The sequence below is a fragment of the Amycolatopsis sp. NPDC058340 genome, assembly GCF_042723975.1.
Lineage (GTDB): Bacteria > Actinomycetota > Actinomycetes > Mycobacteriales > Pseudonocardiaceae > Amycolatopsis.
Map to the genome: position 1 here is coordinate 35532 of NZ_JBHXIB010000040.1, position 19135 is coordinate 54666.

At 69.2% G+C, this 19135-nt stretch carries 20 protein-coding genes and 2 riboswitches; of the genes, 9 read left to right on the forward strand and 11 right to left on the reverse strand.

The window, feature by feature from the left end:
* Positions 1–42: 42 nt before the first annotated feature.
* Both ACFWIW_RS31605 and ACFWIW_RS31610 read right to left on the reverse strand, forming a co-directional pair.
* Positions 43–675, reverse strand: coding sequence for a LytR C-terminal domain-containing protein (locus ACFWIW_RS31605; RefSeq protein ID WP_378371829.1), 633 nt, complete (start codon positions 673–675; stop codon positions 43–45).
* Positions 672–983 (reverse strand): DUF3263 domain-containing protein, encoded by a 312-nt coding sequence (locus tag ACFWIW_RS31610; protein ID WP_005160574.1) that lies wholly within the window; start codon positions 981–983, stop codon positions 672–674. Before ACFWIW_RS31610 ends, ACFWIW_RS31605 begins: the two co-directional genes overlap by 4 nt.
* A gap of 158 nt (positions 984–1141) precedes the next feature.
* Between ACFWIW_RS31610 and ACFWIW_RS31615 the strand changes: the two genes are divergently transcribed.
* Positions 1142–1708 (forward strand): peptide deformylase, encoded by a 567-nt coding sequence (locus ACFWIW_RS31615; protein WP_378371830.1) that lies wholly within the window; start codon positions 1142–1144, stop codon positions 1706–1708.
* A gap of 56 nt (positions 1709–1764) precedes the next feature.
* Here the strand turns inward: ACFWIW_RS31615 and ACFWIW_RS31620 are convergent, their stop codons facing one another.
* On the reverse strand, positions 1765–3933 hold the full coding sequence (locus ACFWIW_RS31620; RefSeq protein ID WP_378371831.1) for a glycoside hydrolase family 15 protein: 2169 nt from the start codon (positions 3931–3933) through the stop codon (positions 1765–1767).
* A 157-nt stretch (positions 3934–4090) separates the two neighbouring features.
* Here ACFWIW_RS31620 and ACFWIW_RS31625 point away from each other — a divergent pair, with 157 nt between their 5' ends.
* The 3 genes from ACFWIW_RS31625 to thiD (ACFWIW_RS31635) all read left to right on the forward strand — a co-directional run bounded on the left by ACFWIW_RS31625 (position 4091) and on the right by thiD (ACFWIW_RS31635) (position 7337).
* Positions 4091–4684 (forward strand): LysE family translocator, encoded by a 594-nt coding sequence (locus ACFWIW_RS31625; RefSeq protein ID WP_378371832.1) that lies wholly within the window; start codon positions 4091–4093, stop codon positions 4682–4684.
* A gap of 36 nt (positions 4685–4720) precedes the next feature.
* Positions 4721–4850, forward strand: a riboswitch (TPP riboswitch).
* Positions 4844–6487 (forward strand): phosphomethylpyrimidine synthase ThiC, encoded by a 1644-nt coding sequence (gene thiC / locus ACFWIW_RS31630; protein WP_378371833.1) that lies wholly within the window; start codon positions 4844–4846, stop codon positions 6485–6487. It overlaps the preceding riboswitch by 7 nt.
* Positions 6488–6521: 34 nt before the next feature.
* Positions 6522–7337, forward strand: coding sequence for a bifunctional hydroxymethylpyrimidine kinase/phosphomethylpyrimidine kinase (thiD, locus tag ACFWIW_RS31635; RefSeq protein WP_378371834.1), 816 nt, complete (start codon positions 6522–6524; stop codon positions 7335–7337).
* Between the two features lie 58 nt (positions 7338–7395).
* Here thiD (ACFWIW_RS31635) and ACFWIW_RS31640 read toward each other — a convergent pair whose 3' ends face one another.
* Together ACFWIW_RS31640 and ACFWIW_RS31645 are read right to left on the reverse strand one after the other, a co-directional pair.
* Positions 7396–8913 (reverse strand): alkaline phosphatase family protein, encoded by a 1518-nt coding sequence (locus tag ACFWIW_RS31640; RefSeq protein WP_378371835.1) that lies wholly within the window; start codon positions 8911–8913, stop codon positions 7396–7398.
* Positions 8914–9008: 95 nt separating this feature from the next.
* Positions 9009–9407, reverse strand: a complete 399-nt coding sequence (locus tag ACFWIW_RS31645) for a helix-turn-helix domain-containing protein (protein WP_172843557.1) — start codon at positions 9405–9407, stop codon at positions 9009–9011.
* A gap of 87 nt (positions 9408–9494) precedes the next feature.
* Here ACFWIW_RS31645 and ACFWIW_RS31650 point away from each other — a divergent pair, with 87 nt between their 5' ends.
* The 3 genes from ACFWIW_RS31650 to ACFWIW_RS31660 all read left to right on the forward strand — a co-directional run bounded on the left by ACFWIW_RS31650 (position 9495) and on the right by ACFWIW_RS31660 (position 12256).
* A complete protein-coding gene (locus ACFWIW_RS31650) occupies positions 9495–10418 on the forward strand; it encodes an NADP-dependent oxidoreductase (RefSeq protein WP_378371836.1) in 924 nt (307 codons plus the stop codon).
* Between the two features lie 183 nt (positions 10419–10601).
* Positions 10602–11432: a bifunctional hydroxymethylpyrimidine kinase/phosphomethylpyrimidine kinase gene (gene thiD / locus ACFWIW_RS31655; RefSeq protein WP_125733297.1), complete on the forward strand. Its 831-nt coding sequence runs from the start codon at positions 10602–10604 to the stop codon at positions 11430–11432.
* Positions 11433–11458: 26 nt separating this feature from the next.
* Positions 11459–12256, forward strand: a complete 798-nt coding sequence (locus tag ACFWIW_RS31660; protein WP_378371837.1) for an ion transporter — start codon at positions 11459–11461, stop codon at positions 12254–12256.
* On the opposite strand, the gene ACFWIW_RS31665 is transcribed toward ACFWIW_RS31660, so the two are convergent.
* From ACFWIW_RS31665 to thiO, 4 genes are all read right to left on the reverse strand, one after another.
* Positions 12234–12668, reverse strand: a complete 435-nt coding sequence (locus ACFWIW_RS31665; RefSeq protein WP_378371838.1) for a MarR family winged helix-turn-helix transcriptional regulator — start codon at positions 12666–12668, stop codon at positions 12234–12236. The genes ACFWIW_RS31660 and ACFWIW_RS31665 overlap by 23 nt on opposite strands.
* Positions 12669–12777: 109 nt before the next feature.
* The gene (locus ACFWIW_RS31670) at positions 12778–13536 is read right to left on the reverse strand and encodes a thiazole synthase (RefSeq protein ID WP_378371839.1); all 759 of its coding nucleotides are present in this window, start codon (positions 13534–13536) and stop codon (positions 12778–12780) included.
* A gap of 1 nt (position 13537) precedes the next feature.
* Positions 13538–13738 (reverse strand): sulfur carrier protein ThiS, encoded by a 201-nt coding sequence (gene thiS / locus ACFWIW_RS31675; protein ID WP_007033436.1) that lies wholly within the window; start codon positions 13736–13738, stop codon positions 13538–13540.
* Positions 13738–14808: a glycine oxidase ThiO gene (gene thiO, locus ACFWIW_RS31680; protein WP_378371840.1), complete on the reverse strand. Its 1071-nt coding sequence runs from the start codon at positions 14806–14808 to the stop codon at positions 13738–13740. The genes thiS and thiO overlap by 1 nt, the downstream gene beginning before the upstream one ends.
* A riboswitch (TPP riboswitch) is annotated at positions 14803–14910 on the reverse strand. It overlaps the preceding gene by 6 nt.
* 30 nt (positions 14911–14940) lie before the next feature.
* On the opposite strand from thiO, the gene thiE reads away from it, so the two are divergent.
* Positions 14941–15606, forward strand: a complete 666-nt coding sequence (thiE, locus tag ACFWIW_RS31685) for a thiamine phosphate synthase (RefSeq protein WP_378371841.1) — start codon at positions 14941–14943, stop codon at positions 15604–15606.
* Between the two features lie 71 nt (positions 15607–15677).
* Here thiE and ACFWIW_RS31690 read toward each other — a convergent pair whose 3' ends face one another.
* Positions 15678–16391 carry a hypothetical protein gene (locus ACFWIW_RS31690; protein WP_378371842.1) on the reverse strand — a complete coding sequence of 238 codons (714 nt, stop codon included), beginning with the start codon at positions 16389–16391 and terminating at the stop codon, positions 15678–15680.
* Between the two features lie 149 nt (positions 16392–16540).
* Here ACFWIW_RS31690 and ACFWIW_RS31695 point away from each other — a divergent pair, with 149 nt between their 5' ends.
* Positions 16541–17479 carry a threonine/serine dehydratase gene (locus ACFWIW_RS31695; protein ID WP_378371843.1) on the forward strand — a complete coding sequence of 313 codons (939 nt, stop codon included), beginning with the start codon at positions 16541–16543 and terminating at the stop codon, positions 17477–17479.
* A gap of 88 nt (positions 17480–17567) precedes the next feature.
* Here the strand turns inward: ACFWIW_RS31695 and ACFWIW_RS31700 are convergent, their stop codons facing one another.
* A complete protein-coding gene (locus ACFWIW_RS31700; RefSeq protein ID WP_378371844.1) occupies positions 17568–19073 on the reverse strand; it encodes an MFS transporter in 1506 nt (501 codons plus the stop codon).
* Positions 19074–19135 lie beyond the last annotated feature (62 nt).

Here is a 19135-nt window from a genome sequence, read left to right on the forward strand (position 1 = left end):
GGGCCCGCTTCCTCGCGAGGAAGCGGGCCCTTTCCGTACGGGCTAGGAGCCGTCTTTGTCGTTGGCCTTGTAGTCCTTGGTGAGGATGACGATCACACCGGGGCCGATGTTCTCGATCTCCTTGAACCTGGGCTCGGCGCGGAAACCGAACTCCAGCGCCAGCGCCTTCGCGGCCGCTTCCTCGTCGGTGCCCGGGCGGTAGTAGGCCACCGTCTCCGGGAGCCTGCCCGGGTAGCCCTTGACCTCGGAGACGTTCCAGCCGGAGGCGCGGAAATCCTTCGCGGCCTGCTCGGCGAGGCCCTGGATCGTGCTGTTGTTGTAGACACGCACGGTCACCCACTTGTGCGACGCCTGCTGGTCGCCACCGGGCTGGCCGGGCTGACCGGTCTGCCCCGGCTGGCTCGACGGCGGCGCGGAGCTCGCGGGCGCGCTCGACGGAGGCGCCGACGACGACGCGGGCGGCGTACTGGCCGGAGGCGAACCCGGCGCCGGAGAAGAAGGCTGCGTCGCGCCGTCCGAAGACGTCGGCGTGGTGCCGGGCGGCGTCGCGGTGTCCGAGTCACCGCCGCCGCTGGTCAGGGTGATCCCGCCGATCACGGCGGCGATCACGGCGACACCGACCAAGGCCAGTCCGGCGGCCTTCATCGGCCGGGACAGGCCCGAAAACAGACTCATGAGAGATCGATCCCCAGTCGCCGGGCCGCGCGGTTGCGCTGCCGGGCCGCTCGCGTCTTTCGCAGGCGCTTCACCAGCATCGGGTCGGCCTGCATGGCTTCGGTCTTCTCGAGCAGCCGGTTCAGCAACTGGTAGTAGCGAGTCGACGACATAGAGAAGCGTTCGCGGATGGCCTGTTCCTTCGCGCCGGCGTACTTCCACCACTGACGTTCGAACGCGAGCATGTCGAGCTCGCGCTCGCTGAGGCCGTTCACGGTCTCCGACGGGGACGGCTGGTCGGGCTCAGCCATCGACTCCGCGGCGTCCATCCGACTCCTCGCAATCAGGTCAGTGCTCGGCGGGCGTGAAACCACAGGCTTGTCATTCCGCGGCGCCATTAGACCACGGATGCGGCGCCCGGCCTCGGTATCGGCGTCGGCGCGTCACGGGTAAGGGTGTACCAGAAGGGTCCGACTAAACTGCGCGCGTGACCGTCCATCCCATCGTGATCGCCGGCGAGCCCGTGCTGCACAACCCGACTCGGGAGATCACCGAGTTCGACGACAAGCTGCGCACCCTCGTCGACGACATGTTCGAGACCATGTACGCCGCCGAAGGGGTGGGCCTCGCGGCCAACCAGATCGGCCTCGACCTGCGCGTGTTCGTCTACGACTGCCCCGACGACGAGGGCACGCGCCACAAGGGCGTCGTGGTGAACCCGAAGCTCGAGACGTCGGAGATCCCGGAGACGATGCCGGATCCGGACGACGACTGGGAAGGCTGCCTGTCCGCCCCCGGCGAGTCGTACCCGACAGGGCGCGCTTCGTGGGCGAAGGTCACCGGCTTCGACGTCGACGGCAATCCGATCGAGGTCGAAGGCACCGGCTACCTCGCGCGCTGCCTGCAGCACGAGACCGATCACCTGGACGGCTTCATCTACCTCGACCGGCTGGTCGGGCGCCACGCCCGCGCGGCGAAGAAGATGCTCAAGGCGAACAAGTGGGGCGTTCCGGGCAACTCGTGGCTGCCGGAGGCTCAGCCCTCGGACGACTGACCTCGTGAGTGGTAAGGACGGTTAGAACCGTCCTTACCACTCACGAGACGTGAGAGTCAGCAGCCCAGGAAGTGGCACCGCACGACCCGCGGCTGTTCGATCACCTTCCCCGCCGCCACCGACCACGCGAGCCGGAGGTACTGGGCGTGCGTCCACGCCAGCGGCGTCGCGGACGCGGTCGGCGTTCCCGCCGGGAAGCCCGGCTGTCCCGAAGGCGCGTTCTCGTCCCAGACCTGCTCCGGCATCGTGTCCCCGGAACTGCTGACGCGCCCTAGGTCGCGAAGGCGCTTCGCGGCCGTACCCTGGTCACCGTTGGCGAGGTCGTACTCGCCGCGTTCACCCGCGAGAAGCGGCCACAGTCGCCCGAAAGTGGTCCGGCTTTCGGCCGGGAACGTGTAGTCCCACGGCGAGCCGTCGGCCTTCTCGCCGTACCCGTCCTTCGTGTAGCGGTGCCAGAACTGCCCCGTCGAGGTGGTGAACGCGATGTCGGCATCGGTGACCTTGACGCTGTTCCTGATCACCGGATCGTCGGCGCGGTAGATGCCCAGCCTCACCAGTTCGAGGAATCCGGCGTCGGTCACGGCACGCTGGTCCATGGTCACACTGGAATTGCCCAGGTTGTACTTCGTGCCGTTGTCCGCGTTGCCGTCCTTGGTCAGCCGGACGAAGTACGGGTCCTTCGACAGCGGGCCGTTCGTGGTCACCGTCCACTGGGCGAGTTTCGCCTTGAACGCGTCGGCGGTGTCGAGGTAGCGCTTCGCGTCGGCGGCGGCGCCGTTCGCCTTGGCGAGGTCGGCCGCGCAGACCAGCCCGGCGATCACCGCGGCGATCGTCGAGGGCGAGTAGCCGTCCTGTTCTTCCCAGCGTTCCTGCTGGCTGTACGGCGACGCGTGCCCGTTGTCCGCCTTGTAGGACAACAGGAATTCCGCCGCCTTGCGCACACCCTTCCAGGTCTTGGCGTCGGTGCGGCCGAGCTGCTGCGCGAGCACGATCGGCAGCGCCGTCTCGTCGAGCTGGATGGACGTCCAGTACGGCGTGCCGTCGACGTGGCTGTTCTGCGGCAGATGCCCGTCCGGCAGCTGCTGCGTGCCGAACATGTAGTCGACCGACCGGTTCGCGGCGTCGCGGTCTCCGGCGGCGAGCAGCCCGGTCGCGATCTGGTAGAGGTCACGCGGCCAGACCAGGTGATAGGTGCCGGACGGCGACCATTCCGGGTCGTTGTTGCCGAATCGCCACGGCATGCTCGGTGACGCGATGAGCGCGCCCTGGTGGATCTTGTCCTCGCTCGCCGCGAGCATGAGCACGGACGCCTGGTAGAGGTCCCGTTCCCGCTTGGTCTTGAGCGACGACGGCGCGTCCTTCAGCCGGCGGAGGTACTGCTTCCAGCCCCGGTCATAGGCGCGGGCGGCGTCGGGGAATCCGCGCCGCAGAGAGGCTTTCGCGTTGGCGAGCGCGTCGGAGTCTTTCGCGCCCATGCCCAGCGAAAGCGTGAAATCCCGCGAGCGGACACCGTCGGCGGAGGTCTGCCCGGTGATCAGCACGTTGCCCTTCGCCGCGGTCGCGTATTCATTGAGGGTGAAGGATTTCTTCAGCTGCGTGATGCCATCGGAAGCGCCCGCGTAACCCACGGAGGTACGCGAGAACGCCGGTTCCGCCGCCAGCGCGGCCGAGGTCTTCGCGTCGGACGCGACCGCGTTCACCCCATCGGTGCGCGCCGAGTCGTCGGACCCCTCGTTCGTGAGATCGGGATCCGCGACCGCGTACACCTGATACGGGCGGCCGGTCAGCGAAACGAAGTCGACGTCGATCAGCACGCTCGTGCGCGCCGGATCGGTGACGTAGGTCTTGCGGAGCTTCCAGCGCCGCTGGTCGTCGGTGACGGTCTGTTCGTAGGTGAGGCCGCCGGTGCGGCGCACCTGCTGCGCCTTGGCCGAAGAGTCGACGGTCGCGAAGCTCGTCCCGTCGGTGACGACGAGGTCGAGCGCCCGGACGCTCGGCGTGGACAGATCCGGGTAGTAGACCTCGGACATCCGGCCACCCTGGAGGGTGAACCAGACGTTGCTCGCCCGTTCGCGGGCGGTACCGAAGCCGGTCTTGTCCGCCGGGAGCCAGCTCGGATGGGCGCCGGGCGCTCCGGGCGCCTCACCGCCCTGTGCCGCGGCCACCGCCGGGACCAGCCCCGCGATCAGCACGCCTGCCAGTGCCGGGAACACGAGTTTCCGCATATCCACCCCAGACTTCTGTAACGGTGCAGAACCTCCGGGATTCTGTCGTGAATCCCCGGCGCGCACATGCTCCAAACCGGTGAACCGCTAACGCTGTCGACATGTCGGCCCGGGAAATTGCGTTGCCCGCCGCGGCCCGGTGTCCGACGATCGGGTGATGCCGAACCTGCTGGCGTTCATCCCCGCCGCGTTCCTCATGGCGATGGTCCCCGGTCCGGCGACGGTGATGCTGATCAAGCAGTCGGCGAAGGGCTCTCGCCGGAACGCGTTCGCCACCGTCGCGGGCATCGAGGCGGGTGTCGCGTTCTGGGGCCTCGCGGCGGTGTTCGGTCTCACCGCGCTCCTCATCGCCTCCCAGGTCGCCTACGACGTCTTGCGCATCGCGGGCGCGGTCTTCCTGGTCTATCTCGGCGTCAAAGCGCTCTTCTTCCGCAAGTGCGACGCCGACGCCGCCGAACCCGCCGGACGCGGCTTCCGGGCCGGTTTCTTGATCAACGTGACCAATCCGAAGGCCGGCGTGTTCGCCATCTCGTTCCTCCCCCAGTTCGTGCCTGCCGACGGCGGGCCGTGGTCGCTGTTGCTGTGCGTCGCGGTGTGGATCGCCGTCGACATCGTCTGGTACTCGTCGCTCGCCTTGCTGGTCACACGCCTGGGTGAGTGGCTGCGCCGCGACCGCGTCAAGCTGTGGCTGGAGCGCACGTCCGGCGGTGTCCTGGTCGGCTTCGGAGTGACCGTCGCCTTGGAGGGTTGATTGTCCGCGCCCCGGCGTGGCATGGTCGGGGCACAACCAAACAACCGCGGGAGCTCGCGCCATGGCGGGCTGAGAGGGCGGCTGGTGTCTTTCCAGGGACCCGGCGCCGCCGACCGCATGAACCTGACCGGGTAATGCCGGCGTAGGGAGTGAACGTCGTTGACGACGCTTGAGAATGCCCAAGGCATCACGCCGACCGTGACCACCGGGCCGATCACCGGTTCCCGCAAGGTCTATCACCAGACGGAATCCGGTCTCCGGGTCCCCGCGAGGCGGATCGACCTTTCGAACGGCGAGCATTTCGACGTTTACGACACCTCCGGCCCGTACACCGACGACGACGCGCAGATCGATGTCCACAGTGGACTCCATCGGCTGCGCGCCGGCTGGGCCGACGGTCGTGAGCACAACACCCAGCTCGGCTGGGCGAAACAGGGCGTCATCACCCGCGAGATGGAGTACATCGCGGCACGCGAGCGCTGCTCGCCGGAATTCGTGCGGGACGAGGTCGCGCGCGGCCGCGCTGTGATCCCCGCCAACCGCAAGCACCCGGAGACCGAGCCGATGATCATCGGCAAGAACTTCCTGGTGAAGATCAACGCCAACATGGGCAACTCGGCCGTCTGGTCCTCCGTGGAGGAGGAGGTCGACAAGATGGTGTGGGCCACCCGCTGGGGCGCCGACACGATCATGGACCTCTCCACCGGCAAGCGGATCCACGAAACCCGTGAATGGATCATCCGCAACTCGCCGGTGCCGGTCGGTACCGTACCGATCTACCAGGCGCTCGAAAAGGTCAACGGGGAGCCGGAAAAGCTGTCGTGGGAGGTCTACCGCGACACGATCATCGAACAGTGCGAGCAGGGCGTCGACTACGTGACCGTGCACGCCGGGGTGCTACTGCGCTACATCCCGCTGACCGCGCGCCGCGTCACCGGCATCGTCTCGCGCGGCGGCTCGATCATGGCGGCGTGGTGCCTCGCGCACCACAAGGAATCGTTCCTGTACACCAATTTCGCCGAACTCTGCGAGATCCTGCGCGAGTACGACGTCACGTTCTCGCTCGGTGACGGCCTGCGGCCCGGCTCGATCGCCGACGCCAACGACCGCGCGCAGTTCGCCGAACTGGAGACGCTGGGCGAGCTCACGCATATCGCCCGCGAGCACGACGTCCAGGTGATGATCGAGGGCCCCGGCCACGTGCCGATGCACAAGATCAAGGAGAACGTCGAACTCGAGGAGAAGCTGACCGGCGAGGCGCCGTTCTACACCCTCGGCCCGCTCGCGACCGACATCGCACCGGCGTACGACCACATCACCTCGGCCATCGGCGCGGCGCAGATCGGCTGGTACGGCACGGCGATGCTCTGCTACGTCACGCCGAAGGAGCACCTCGGCCTGCCGAACCGCGACGACGTCAAGACCGGCGTCATCACCTACAAGATCGCCGCGCACGCCGCCGACCTCGCCAAGGGGCACCAGTACGCGCAGGAGTGGGACGACGAGCTTTCCAAGGCCCGCTTCGAATTCCGCTGGAACGACCAGTTCAACCTGTCGCTGGACCCGGACACCGCCCGCGCGTACCACGACGAGACGCTGCCCGCGGAACCGGCGAAGACGGCGCACTTCTGCTCGATGTGCGGGCCGAAGTTCTGCTCGATGCGCATCACGCAGGACGTCCGCAAGTACGCCGAAGAACACGGACTGTCCACTGTGGAAGCCATCGAGGCGGGCATGGAGGAGAAGTCGAACGAGTTCGCCGAGCAGGGCAACAAGGTGTACCTCCCGGTGGTCAATCAGTGACACGCGCCGACGTACTCCCTCCCGCGGAGGCGCCGTGAACACAGCGCCCCGGACCGCCCTCACCATCGCCGGATCGGATTCCGGTGGTGGTGCGGGCATCCAGGCCGACCTGCGCACCTTCTTCGCCAACGGGGTGCACGGGATGGTCGCGCTCACCGCGGTCACCGTGCAGAACTCGCTGGGCGTGCAAGGGTTCAGCGAGATCCCGGTCGACGTCGTCACCGGACAGATCAAGGCCGTCGCCACGGACATGGGCGTCGACGCGGCGAAGACCGGGATGCTGGCGACGGCCGAGATCATCAACGCCGTCGCGAAAACCCTCGACGAAGTCCACATCGGACGCTCGACGGGCACGCCGTTCGTCGTCGACCCGGTCGCCGCTTCGATGACCGGGCACGCGTTGCTGCGCGAGGAAGCGCTGGAGGCGATCCGCACCGAGCTCTTCCCGCGGGCCACGCTGATCACGCCGAACCTGGACGAGGTGCGGCTGCTGACCGGCGTCGACGTCACCGGGCCCGCGACCCAGCGGGAAGCGGCGGAAGCGTTGCTGGAGTTCGGTTCGGAGTGGGTGCTGGTGAAGGGCGGGCATCTCGACGCGGCTCAGGATTGCGTGGACCTGTTGTCCGACGGCGAATCCTGGGTCGAGCTGAGCGGTCCGCGGTTCGACACCCGGAACACCCACGGCGGCGGGGACACGATGGCTTCGGCGATCACGTCCTCGCTGGCGAAGGGGGCCGACGTGCCCACCGCCGTCGCCGAGGGGAAACGCTTCATCGAGCGCTGTGTGGCGGAGTCGTATCCGCTGGGGGCCGGAGTGGGTCCCGTTTCGCCGTTCTGGAGGCTGCGGTAAGCGATCGGGCTCGTGAGTGGTAAGGACGGTTCTAACCGTCCTTACCACTCACGAGGCCCTAGCGGGCGCTGAGGCGAGGAGCGTCCACCGCCCAATACCAGTTGTTCCCCGCCGCGTAGAGCCGCCAGGTCAGCTTCACCGAACGAGCCCCCGCGGGCACCTTCACCGAAGCCGACGTCGGCACCGAAAGCACGTCGCCACCCTTGTTCGCCGTGCCGGACTCCGGCCCGTAGGCCAGCACGTTCTGCTCGGGACCGCCGTCGAACGACGCGGTCAGCGCACCCCGCTGCGTCCCGTCCTGCCGGTAATGCGAGACGAACGAGACGTCCACAGTGGACTTACCGGAGACGTCGAGCGAAGGCGACACCAGGGAAGAGTCGAAGGTACCGCGCGAAGAGGGCGAACCCTTGTCGTCCCACTCGTCCGGGTCCGCGACCGCGAACACGCCACGCGCGCGGGCGTTCGCCTCGCGCTGCTGGCCGGGGGCGGTGCGGGTCCAGAAGTCGTCGGTGGTGAAGGACCAGCCCTGCCACTCCGTCACCCCGGCGGGCATGCCGGACGCGTTTCGCACGCTCCAGCCGCCGGGCGCGTCGTGGGTCCAGCCGAGGACTCCCGCCGGGACACCGGTTTCGTCCTGCCGGGGCTTCAAAGCGGCCGAATCGAAGACATCCGAGGGCGCGGCGCCGAGCGCGTAGCCGTCGTAGACCGCCGGAGCGGCGATGCCCAGATGCCGCAGCGCCGTCGGCGCGATGTCGACGATCTTCGGTGCCACCGTGGGAGTCCCGGCCGGGACCGCGCCACCGGCGGCGATCACGAACGTCATCCGCTCCTCGGGCGTGTCACCGCCATGGCCGCCCGAGGGCGTGTGGCCGTGGTCGGAGGAGATCATGATCAGCCAGTCTTCGTTCGCGCGGTCCGCGCGGGCGTCGACGGCGGCGAGCAGACGGCCGATCAGCGCGTCGTCGGTGCGCAGGCTCGCTTCGTACTCCGGGGAATCCGCGCCATGGTCGTGCCCCGCGATGTCCGTCTGTCCGAAGTAGACGAACGACGCGTCGGCCTTGTCCTGCTTGAGGTGTTTCTCCGCGTCGACGGCGACCTGCTCGTCGGTCTTCTCGTAGCCGGCGCTGTCGCCGTTCAGGACGAACTTGCGGTCCTGGCCTGCGCGCAGGATCCGGTCGCTGATCGGTGTCCAGTCGACCGCGGCGTAGGTGTCCAGCGCCGGGTTCGCCGTCTCGGCGCGGGCGAGCCAGCTCGGATGCGAGACGAGATCGTTGCCGGCGAAGGAGTTGTCCTTCACCTTGTGCTTGTCCGGCCAGACACCGGTGAGGATCGTGGACCAGCCGGGACCGCTGACCGTCGGCGCCATCCCGCTGCCGTACAGCGAACTGCGCGAGGCGTAGCCGCGCTCCACCAGCGCGTGGACGTTCGGGGTGTCGGCGGCCATCAGCTTGTCGAACCGGGCCCCGTCCAGGCCGATGACCAGCACCTTCGGCGTCTTGGCCGCGGCGGCGGCGACGCCGGGGGTCAATGCGGCGACGGCCACCAAAACCGACAGGAGGGAAAGCGTTCTGCGCACGAAAGCCTCCGGATAACTTGTTCGAACCAATTGTTCGTCAAGTTAGTGCGCCGAACTGTCTTCCCGATGAAGTCCGCGTGCCGCCGCGGAGGACTTCAGCCGACGGGCTCCATCACCCGCGAGTCGTACTCCTTGCGCGATTCGAGGATCCCGTCGAAGTTGGCGACCGACCATTCGCTGACCGCCATGAGCAGCGTGCCCGCGCTCGCCCCTCGCTCGGTCAGCGCGTACTCGACGGTCGGCGGCGTCGTCGGGAAGACCGTGCGCGTGACCAGGCCGTCGCGTTCGAAGGCGCGCAGGTTCTGCGTCAGCATCTTCTGGCTGATCCCGCCGACAGCGCGGCGCAGCTCACCGAACCGGTGCGGCCGCCGCGACAGCGCGCCGAGCACGAGCGCGGTCCACTTGTTGGCGAGCAGATCGAGGACGTCTCGGCACGGGCAGTTCCGCAGGTAGATGTCCCACGGGGATTCCGGCACTTCACAGGTGGTTTCCATCAGGTACCTAGTTTACCTACAAGTGCCTTCTAGCGAAAAGAGAGCAAGCGCCCGAGCATGGAAGCACCAACAACGAAGGAGCTTTCGATGCGCGTCGTGACCCAGCAGCGGCTTGGTGGCCCGGAAGTGCTGGAGGTGACCGAAACCGATCGGCCGTCCCCCGCCCCGACCGAGGTGCTCGTGCGCGTGCGCGCGGCCGGGATCAACCCGGTCGACTGGAAGACCCGGGCCTACGGCGTCTTCATGGGCGAGCCGCCGTTCGTCCTCGGCTGGGACGTTTCCGGGGTGGTGGAGGAGCTCGGCGTCGGCACCACGCGGTTCGCCGTCGGCGACGAGGTCCTCGGCTTCCCGTGGTTCCCACGGCAGGCCGGCGGCTACGGCGACTACGTGACGGCGCCCGCCCGCCAGTTCGTGCGCAAACCCGCGAACCTCACCCACGAGCAGGCCGCCGGGCTGCCGCTCGCCGGGCTCACCGCCTGGCAGGGCCTCGTGGACATCGCCGCCGTCCAGCCTGGGCAGCGGGTGCTGATCGACGCCGCCGCGGGTGGGGTCGGGCACCTCGCCGTCCAGGTGGCGAAGGCGCGCGGGGCGTACGTCCTGGGCACGGCGAGCGCCGGGAAGCACGACTTCCTCCGCGAGCTCGGCGTCGACGAGCCGATCGACTACCGCGACGAGGCCGCGATGGTGTCCGATGTGGACGTCGTGTTCGGGCTGGTCGGCGAGGAGAGCGACCTGCGCTGGCTGGACGCGGTGAAACCGGGCGGCCTGCTGATCGCGGTCCCCGGCGGACCGAGCGAGGCAGTCGTGGCGAAGGCGGAGAAGCTCGGCGTGCGGACGTCGGGAATGCTCGCCGAACCGGACGAGATCGGTCTCCTGGCGTTGACCGGCCTGATCGAGAAAGGTGAATTGCGCGTCCACGTCGAGCAGACCTTCCCGCTGGAAGACGTCGCGAAGGCGCACGAAGTCGGCGAAGGCGGCAGGGTGACCGGGAAGCTCGTCCTGACGGTCTAACCGGCTGGGCCGAAAGCGTCCTTCGCCGCGTCCGATGCGGCGATGGGCCCCTTCGCCCCTGCAGGGGTTTCGCGTGACTGGAGGGATACCGCGCGGAGTGCGATGACTCACGCGCTGTGCCACCGTGGTGGCCTGCGGCCGAACCCCTGTCGCGCCAAAAGGACCAGCCGGGAAAATGAACCCATGAGCGAGAACCCGAGCCCGCCGTCGGCGCTGACCATCGCGGGGTCCGACTCCGGCGGCGCCGCCGGCCTTCAGGCCGACCTGCGCACTTTCCTCACCTGCGGGGTGCACGGTCTGGTCGCGGTCACCGCCGTGACCGTCCAGAACACCCTCGGCGTGCACGACCGCACCGACATCCCGGCGCGGATCGTCGCCGGGCAGATCGAGGCGGTCGCGGCCGACATGGGCGTCAACGCGGCCAAAACCGGCATGCTCGCCTCCGCCGAGATCATCCACGCCGTCGCCGCGGCCTGCGACAAGGCCGAGATCGGCCGTGACAGCAAGGTGCCGTTCGTGGTCGACCCGGTCGCGGCGTCCATGCACGGGCATCCGCTGTTCGACGAGGCCGGGCTGGTGGCGCTGCGCGACGAGCTCCTGCCGCGCGCGACCGTCCTCACGCCGAACCTCGACGAGGTCCGCCTGCTGACCGGGATGACCGTCACCACCCGCGAGCAGATGCACCAGGCGGCCGTCGTCCTGCACCGGCTCGGGCCGAAATACGTGCTCGTGAAGAGCGGCCACCTCGTCTCCGACCCGGAATGCGTCGACGTGCTCTTCGACGGCTCCACGTTCGTCGAGCTGCCGGGCGAGCGGTACGCGACGCAGCACACGCACGGCGCCGGGGACACGATGGCGTCGGCGCTGACAGCCGGTCTCGCGAAGGGGATGTCCGTCGTGGAGGCCGCCCGCTACGGCAAGTGGTTCGTCTCACACGCGGTCGAAAACGCTTATCCCATGGGCGCGAAGGTCGGTCCGGTTTCGGCGTTTTGGCGGCTTGCGCCGGAGCACTGAGCACTCGCCCGGTTACGATCTGCGCCGTGACCGGACGCGAAACGGTGGCCAGGGTCGTCGAAGACCGCCGCTTCCAGCACTTCATCATCACGGTGATCGTCGTCAACGCCGTCACCCTCGGCCTGGAGACCTCGACCAGAATGGTCGCCGAGTACGGGCCGTTGCTGCACACGGTGGATTACGTCGCGCTCGGGATCTTCGTCCTCGAACTGGGCGCGAAGCTCTACGCCTACCGTGCGAAGTTCTTCCGCGATCCGTGGAACATCTTCGACCTGATCGTCGTCGGTATCGCGGTGATCCCCACGACCGGGCCGTTCGCGGTGCTGCGGGCGTTGCGGGTCCTGCGCGTGCTGCGGCTGATCTCGGTCGTGCCGTCGATGCGGAAGGTCGTCACCGGCCTGCTCGCGTCGATCCCCGGTATGGCTTCGATCGCCGCGCTCCTCGCGCTGATCATCTTCGTCGCGGGTGTGATGGCGACGAAACTGTTCGGCGCGATCTCGCCGGAGAACTTCGGTGACCTCGGCACCTCGCTGTTCACGCTGTTCCAGGTGATGACGGGCGAGGCCTGGCCGGACATCGCGAAGGAGATCATGAAGGAAGCGCCCATGGCCTGGGTGTTCTTCGTGGTCTACATCCTCGTGTCCAGCTTCGCGGTGCTGAACCTCTTCATCGCCGTCGTGGTCAGCGGGATGGAGGACGAACTTCGCCAGGACATCCGCGAGGAAGAGGCGAAGCAGGCCGCCACCCAGGCTGTGGCGAACAAGGAGATCCTCGACGAGATCCGCGCGCTTCGGGCCGAAGTCAGCGCTCTTCGTCGGCAATAAGCGCTTCGAGCGCGGGAAGGGCCGCCGCGAGGGCCGCCTGGTGCTCCGGGCTCAGCCGTTCGAGGCGTTTGCCGAGTTCGTTCACCCGCGTCGACCGGACGCCGGAAACCAGCCTCTCGCCCTCTTCGGTGGCCTCCGCGAGCCAGGCGCGCCTGTCGACCGGGTCCGATTCACGGCTGACGTAGCCCGCTTCGACCAGCGAAGCGACGATCCTCGACATGGTGGCCGCGGCGACGCCTTCCTTCGCCGCGAGATCACCCAGGCGGAGCTGGCCGTAGTGCACGAGCGTGGCCAGCGCCGAAATCGCGCCGTGGCCGGGCCCTGGCACGCCTGCCTGGCGCAGTGACCGGGACAGCCTGCCCACCGCCAGGAACAACCTGCCCGAAACGTCCTGGACCGTTGACGTGGTCACGACTGGCTCCTCTGGGTACACGGCGGCGGGTGCGCCTCCGGAAAGTGCCGTCAACCATACGGGCTCCGGGTGCGTACTCGCTGTTAAGGCCGTGAACCGTACAAAAGGGTTATCGAGGCGGGCTCGAGGCGTGCGCCCAGAACCGCTGCGGGATCCGGCCCGCGCCGGCGGCCAGCCGTCCGGCGGTGACGGCGGCCCGCATCGCCGACGCCATCCGTTCCGGGTCCGCGGCCCTGGTCACGGCGGTGGAGAGCAGGACGGCGTCGCAGCCGAGCTCCATCGCCAGGGTCGCGTCGGAGGCCGTGCCGATCCCGGCGTCGAGGATCACCGGCACCCCCGCGCGCGACACGATCAGCTCGATGTTGTGCGGGTTCCGGATGCCGAGACCGGTACCGATGGGCGCGCCGAGCGGCATCACCGCCGCACAGCCCGCCTCCTCCAGCCGCAGCGCCAGCACCGGGTCGTCGTTGGTGTACGCGAGCACGGTGAAGCCGTCCGCGGCGAGCTGTTCGGCCGCTTCGAGGGTCTCGAACGGGTCGGGAAGCAGCGTGCGGTCGTCGGCGTGGACCTCCAGCTTGACGAGGTCGGTTTCGAGCGCTTCGCGGGCGAGCTGCGCGGTGAGGACCGCTTCGGCGGCCGTCCGGCAGCCGGCGGTGTTGGGCAGCAGGCGGATGCCGAGGCGGCGCAGCAGTTCGAGGACGCCGGAGCCGCCTTCGGCGTCGGCCTTGCGCATCGCGACGGTCGTCAGTTCCGTGCCGGACGCCACGAGCGCGCGTTCCAGCACGGCGAGGTTGCCCGCGCCACCGGTGCCGATGATCAGCCGCGACGAGAGCTTGTGCTCGCCGATGACGAGTTCGTCACCGTTCATGTCAGCCTCCTTGCACAGCGGTCAGGATGTCGACGCTGGCGCCCTTGCGCACCACCGCTTCCGGCCATTCGCCGCGCCGGACGACCACGCCGTCCACCGCGACCGCGACACCCTGTGTCGCCGTTCCCAGCGCCTCCAGCACGCCCTCGACGGTGGTCCCGTCGGGGAATTCGCGCCACTGGCCGTTGACCTGGATCTCCATCACACCCGCTCCTCGCTTCGCCGCGACGGCGTTGCCGCCGCGACCTCGTCCGGCAACGGCCGTCCGTCCAGCCAGGCGACCGCGGCGTCCGCGGTGACCGGGGCCATCAGGAGACCGTTGCGATGGTGGCCTGTAGCGGCGAAGACGCCTTCGCCCAGCTCACCGATGAAGGGCATCGTGTCGATACTCGCCGCGCGAAGCCCGGCGGCGGTCTCGACGAGTTCGTATTCGGTGAGGCCGGGGAAGACGCGTTCCGCGCCTTCGAGCAGCTCACGTACGCCTCGGACGGTGACGGTCTCGTCGAAACCGGCCTCGTACTGGGTCGCGCCGAGCACGAGCTGACCGTCTTCGCGGGGGACGAGGTAGATCGGGCGGCCCTCGACCATCGCGCGGACGGTCCGCTTCGGCGGCGGCAGGCAGCCCCTTCGCGGACGCAGGCGGAGGATCTCGCCCTTGAGCGGCCGGACGGCGCCGTCCAGCGCGGGGTGCAGACGTCCGGTCCAGGCACCCGCGGCAAGGACGACGTCGCCCAATCCACTGAGGTCCGTGACGGTCTCTTGGCGGAACTCGACGCCGCGCTCGTCGCAAGCGTGTCTGAGCGCGTGCAGCAGCCTTCTGTTGTCCACGGCCAGATCCCCGGGCACCAGGAGTCCACTTCGGACGGATCCGGCGAGGCCGGGTTCGGCGCGGCGGGCTTCGCGGCCGGTCAGCCGCCCGACCTCGCGACCGAGTTCGGTGAGATACGCGGCGAGCATTTCGAGATTGCCCGCGTCGGCGCTGTCCAGCGCGACAACGAGCGTGCCATGCGGGGAAAGGCCCGGATCGACGCCCTCTCCGGCCAGGTCACGGGCGAAATCCGGCCAGCGCCGCAGCGACGCTTCACCGAGCGCGAGGACGTCCTCCTCGCCGGGCCATGCCTCGGTGACCGGCGCGAGCATGCCGCCCGCGAGCCAAGACGCGCCGCGCCCCGGATCGGGGTCGTACACGGTGACGCGATGACCGCGCGCGGACGCGCGCCAAGCGACCGAGAGGCCGATGACCCCGCCGCCGACAACCGAAAGTTCTGCCATACGAATCACGCTCCCTGCGCCGGCATGACCCGGATCAGGTTCCACGGTCGGAGCGGTCTCGGCTCCCTCTCAGCCCGTCCTCGGGCTCCCGTGCGGACCACCCCACCGTAGCGCGCGAGTACCGTCGCCGCCATGCCCACCCTGTCTGGTTCGCTGATCCGCGCCCGGCTCGCGGACGCCCGCCTGTACCTCTGCACCGACGCCCGCCGCGACCGCGGCGATCTCGCCGAGTTCGCCGACGCGGCGCTGGCCGGCGGCGTCGACATCATCCAGCTGAGGGACAAGACCGGCGGTACGCCGATCGAGGCGAAACACGAGATCGCCGCACTGGAAGTGCTGGCCGAGGCGTGCGAGAAGCACGACAAACTGCTGGCGGTGAACGACCGCGCGGACGTCGCGCTCGGCGTCGGCGCGCACGTGCTGCACCTGGGTCAGGACGACATCCCGGTGTCGCTCGCGCGCCGCGTGCTCGGGGACGACGTGGTGATCGGCCGGTCCACCCATTCGGCCGAACAGGCCGCGGCCGCCGACGGCGAGCCCGGCGTGGACTACTTCTGCACCGGCCCGTGCTGGCCGACCCCGACCAAACCCGGCCGGTCCGCGCCGGGGCTCGACCTGGTGCGCTCGACGGCCGCGTCCGGGACGACGCGGCCGTGGTTCGCCATCGGCGGGATCGACACCGAGCGGCTGCCCGAGGTGCTGGACGCGGGGGCGTCGCGGATCGTCGTCGTCCGGGCGATCACCGAGGCCGAAGACCCCGAAGCGGCCGCTCGCACCCTTCGCTCCGCCCTCTCCTGACCCCGTGCGTTTCGTCCTCTGAACGCGGTAGTCGGCAGCGCGAACTACCGCATCCAGAGGACGAAACGCGGTCAGGGCGCGGGGGTGTTCGAGGCGGGAGGAGCCGACGGCGTCGTCGAGGGCACCTTCGAGGTCGAAGGCGTGGTGGACGGCGTCGTCGGAGGAGCCTGTGTGGTCGTGGGAGCCGTCGGCGTCGTCGAGGGGGTCGGAGTGTTCGTCGGCGTCGTCTCCGGCTTGTCGTCCTTCGGTTCCGATGGGGACGTCGCGGGCGGGGCGTCGTGCTTGTCGTGCCGCTCCTCGGCCTGGCCGCCGCCGATGATCTTCCCGATGGTCGTCCCGGTCCCGCCACCGAAGGTCTTCCCGGTCGCGCCCTCGAAGCCGGTGATCGCGACGAGCGCCACCGCGAACGCCACCACGCTGACCCCGGCGATCACCGCCCAGCGTGGTTTGAACTTCCGGCCGGAGGGTTCCTCTTCGTCCTCGGACGGTTTCAACCGGACGGTCTCCTGCTCCGCCGGGTCGAGCACCCGGCGCCGTCCCGGCACGGTCAGCACCACTCGCGCCTTGAGCGCCGCGTCCTTCGTCCGCTGAAGCGAACGCAGGTACAGCTCGCCGCCGAGCGTCGTGATCACACTCGCCAGCCCGGCACCCGCCACCGTTCCGGCCACGCCGAGCGTGGAACCCAGCAATGCCGCGGTGATCGCGGCCATCGCCGCCGCCGTCACCTGGATGATCCGGCCCTGCTTTTCCGTCTTTTCGGTCTTCTCCGAGCTCTCCTTGGTCATGATCCCGTTCTGCTGCTAGTCGGTCCTCACCCGTCCTAACGAGTAAGGCGCACGGGATGCTCCCTTCGTTGTCCGCACGTGAGGAGCGCCACGCTGTCCGTCCAAAAAGGACTGTCCACGGTTCACAACTCCTTGACATAATCGGACGTATGGATCTGGTATCGATCGAGGAAATCCGTGACGCGGCGAGCCGTGTCAAAGGCGTCGCGGTGCGCACACCGTTGCTGGCACAGGGGTGGGCGCCGTTGTGGCTCAAACCGGAAAGCCTTCAGCCGATCGGCGCTTTCAAAGTACGCGGGGCCTACAACGCGATCGCCGCGTTGACCGAAGATCGGCGCGCCCGCGGCGTCGTCGCGTTCTCCAGTGGCAACCACGCGCAAGCGGTCGCCTACTCGGCGAAGCGATTCGGGATTCCGGCGGTGATCCTCATTCCGGACGTCGCCCCGCGCGCCAAGGTCGAAGCCACCAAGGCGCTCGGCGCCGAAGTCATCGAAGTCCCGATCGACGCCCAAGAATCCTCCGCGCTCGCCGTCGCCGAGGAACGGGGGCTGACCATGATCCCGCCGTTCGACCACCGTGACGTCATCGCCGGACAGGGCACCGTCGGCCTGGAGATCGCCGAAGACCTGCCGGACGCGGGCGTCGTCCTCGTCCCGCTCAGCGGCGGCGGGCTGGCCTCGGGCGTCGGCACGGCGATCAAGGCGCTGCTGCCGGACGCGAAGGTCATCGGCGTCGAGCCGGAGCTGGCGGCCGACACCGCCGAAGGCCTGCGCGCGGGCAGGCGGATCGAGTGGCCGATGAACCTGCGGGCGCGGACCAGCGCCGACGGCCTGCGCGCCCAGCCGTCGGACCTGACCTTCGCCCACCTCCAGTCGGTGCTCGACGACGTCATCACCGTTTCGGAGGAGGAGATCCGGGAGGCCGTCCGGACGCTGGCGCACCGCGCGCGGCTGGTCGCCGAGCCGAGCGGTGCCACCGCGACCGCCGCGTTCCTCTCCCACCGTGACGCACTTCCGCCGGGCAAGGTCGTTTCGGTCGTTTCGGGCGGCAACCTGGACCCGGCGACCCTGGCTTCCCTGCTCGCTTAGGACGACACATGTGTCCAGACGGACGACACACGTGATTGGAAGGACGACACGCGTGACGTCCACCCAGTCACGCGTGTCGTCCGTCTGATCACGTGTGATGCCCGGGGCGGACGTGCGTCGGGGGCGAGTCGACCCCGCAATGGAGACATTCGCCCGGATGCGGTGACTCGTCGGCGTCGCCGTCGGAAGGGGTGTCGAGAACGCCGTTGTGGATGCCGAGCGCGATCAGGCCGCCGCCGATCGCCAGTGCCGCGCACACCAGCAACGCCGTCCGCCAGCCCGCGGTCAGCGCGACCGGATCGGTGTACGCGGCACCGGACAGTCCGGCGACGGCGGGCAGGACGGCGATCGCGAGCAGGCCACCCGACCGGGCGATGGCGTTGTTGACCCCGGAGGCGACGCCGGCGTACCGGTCGGGCGCGGCGGCCAGCACCGTCGCGGTCACCGGCGCGACGACCGTCGCCAGCCCGGCGCCGAACACGACGACCGCGGGCAGCACCGATCCCAAGTACGAAGATCCCGGCCCGACGCGCATCAGCAGGAGCATGCCGGCGCCGACCAGGATCGGGCCGGCGACCAGTTGCGTACGCGGCCCGATCTTCTGCGCGAGCGCACCCGACCGGCCGGAGAACAGCAGCATGATGACGGTGATCGGCAGCCCGGCGAGACCGGCCGCGGTCGGCGAATAGCCCAGCGACACCTGAAGCTGCATGACCATCAGCATCATCACGCCGCCGAGGGCCGCGTAGACGACGAAGGTCAGCGCGTTGGCGAGGCTGAACGTCCGGTCGCGGAACAGTTTCGGCGGCACCAGCGGATCGGCGGAGCGATGCTGGATCACCAGGAACGCCGTCAGCCCCGCGACGCCGAGCACGATCGCCACCAGGACGACGGCGTCACCGATGCCGCGTCCCGGCGCCTCCACCAGCGCGCCGGTGAGTCCGGCGAGACCGATCGCGCCGACGGCGGCGGCGAGGAAGTCGGGATGCCCGGTCGCCTCTTCGTCACGGGACTCGGGCACGTAGCGCCGGGCGAGCAGGACGCAGACGGCGGCCAGCGGCAGGTTGATCAGGAACGCCAGCCGCCACGACCACACCTGCACGAGGACGCCGCCGAGCAGCGGGCCGATCGCCGCCGCGATACCGCCGAGCCCGGACCAGGCGCCGATCGCGCGGGCCCGGTCGTCGTGGGCGAAGGACGCTTGCAGGATCGCGAGGGAGCCCGGCGTGAGCAAAGCTCCCCCGATCCCTTGGAGGATCCGGGTCGCGACGAGCATCTCGGTCGTCGTCGCGGCGGCGCACAGCCCGGAGGCGACACCGAACCAGACGACGCCGACGACGAACATGCGACGGCGGCCGTAGCGGTCCCCGAGCGATCCGGCGACGAGGATCAGCGCGGCGAGCGCGAGGAGGTAGCCGTCGAGGATCCATTGAAGGCCCGCGACGGACGCTTCGAGTTCTTCGCCGATCCTCGGGAGCGCGACGTTGATGATCGTCCCGTCGAGCATCGCCATCCCCGAGCCGACGATGGTCGTGGCGAGCACGCCGCGCGCCACCGGCGTCCCCCACCGAATCCCCGCCCCTAGATCAGTCACCCCACGACTGAATCACGCCGAACGGCACCAAGCCACAGCAAATTGCCTGACGCGTCAGGCAA

What these genes read in the sequence shown, in the direction of transcription:
- thiD (WP_125733297.1), top strand. Translation starts at nt 10,602, where the DNA reads ATGAGCGAGAACCCGAGCCCGCCGTCGGCGCTGACCATCGCGGGGTCC.
- ACFWIW_RS31625 (WP_378371832.1), top strand. Translation starts at nt 4,091, where the DNA reads ATGCCGAACCTGCTGGCGTTCATCCCCGCCGCGTTCCTCATGGCGATG.
- thiO (WP_378371840.1), bottom strand. Translation starts at nt 14,808, where the DNA reads ATGGCAGAACTTTCGGTTGTCGGCGGCGGGGTCATCGGCCTCTCGGTC.
- thiE (WP_378371841.1), top strand. Translation starts at nt 14,941, where the DNA reads ATGCCCACCCTGTCTGGTTCGCTGATCCGCGCCCGGCTCGCGGACGCC.
- ACFWIW_RS31620 (WP_378371831.1), bottom strand. Translation starts at nt 3,933, where the DNA reads ATGCGGAAACTCGTGTTCCCGGCACTGGCAGGCGTGCTGATCGCGGGG.
- thiS (WP_007033436.1), bottom strand. Translation starts at nt 13,738, where the DNA reads ATGGAGATCCAGGTCAACGGCCAGTGGCGCGAATTCCCCGACGGGACC.
- ACFWIW_RS31610 (WP_005160574.1), bottom strand. Translation starts at nt 983, where the DNA reads ATGGACGCCGCGGAGTCGATGGCTGAGCCCGACCAGCCGTCCCCGTCG.
- ACFWIW_RS31605 (WP_378371829.1), bottom strand. Translation starts at nt 675, where the DNA reads ATGAGTCTGTTTTCGGGCCTGTCCCGGCCGATGAAGGCCGCCGGACTG.
- ACFWIW_RS31670 (WP_378371839.1), bottom strand. Translation starts at nt 13,536, where the DNA reads ATGAACGGTGACGAACTCGTCATCGGCGAGCACAAGCTCTCGTCGCGG.
- ACFWIW_RS31690 (WP_378371842.1), bottom strand. Translation starts at nt 16,391, where the DNA reads ATGACCAAGGAGAGCTCGGAGAAGACCGAAAAGACGGAAAAGCAGGGC.
- ACFWIW_RS31650 (WP_378371836.1), top strand. Translation starts at nt 9,495, where the DNA reads ATGCGCGTCGTGACCCAGCAGCGGCTTGGTGGCCCGGAAGTGCTGGAG.
- ACFWIW_RS31695 (WP_378371843.1), top strand. Translation starts at nt 16,541, where the DNA reads ATGGATCTGGTATCGATCGAGGAAATCCGTGACGCGGCGAGCCGTGTC.
- ACFWIW_RS31645 (WP_172843557.1), bottom strand. Translation starts at nt 9,407, where the DNA reads ATGGAAACCACCTGTGAAGTGCCGGAATCCCCGTGGGACATCTACCTG.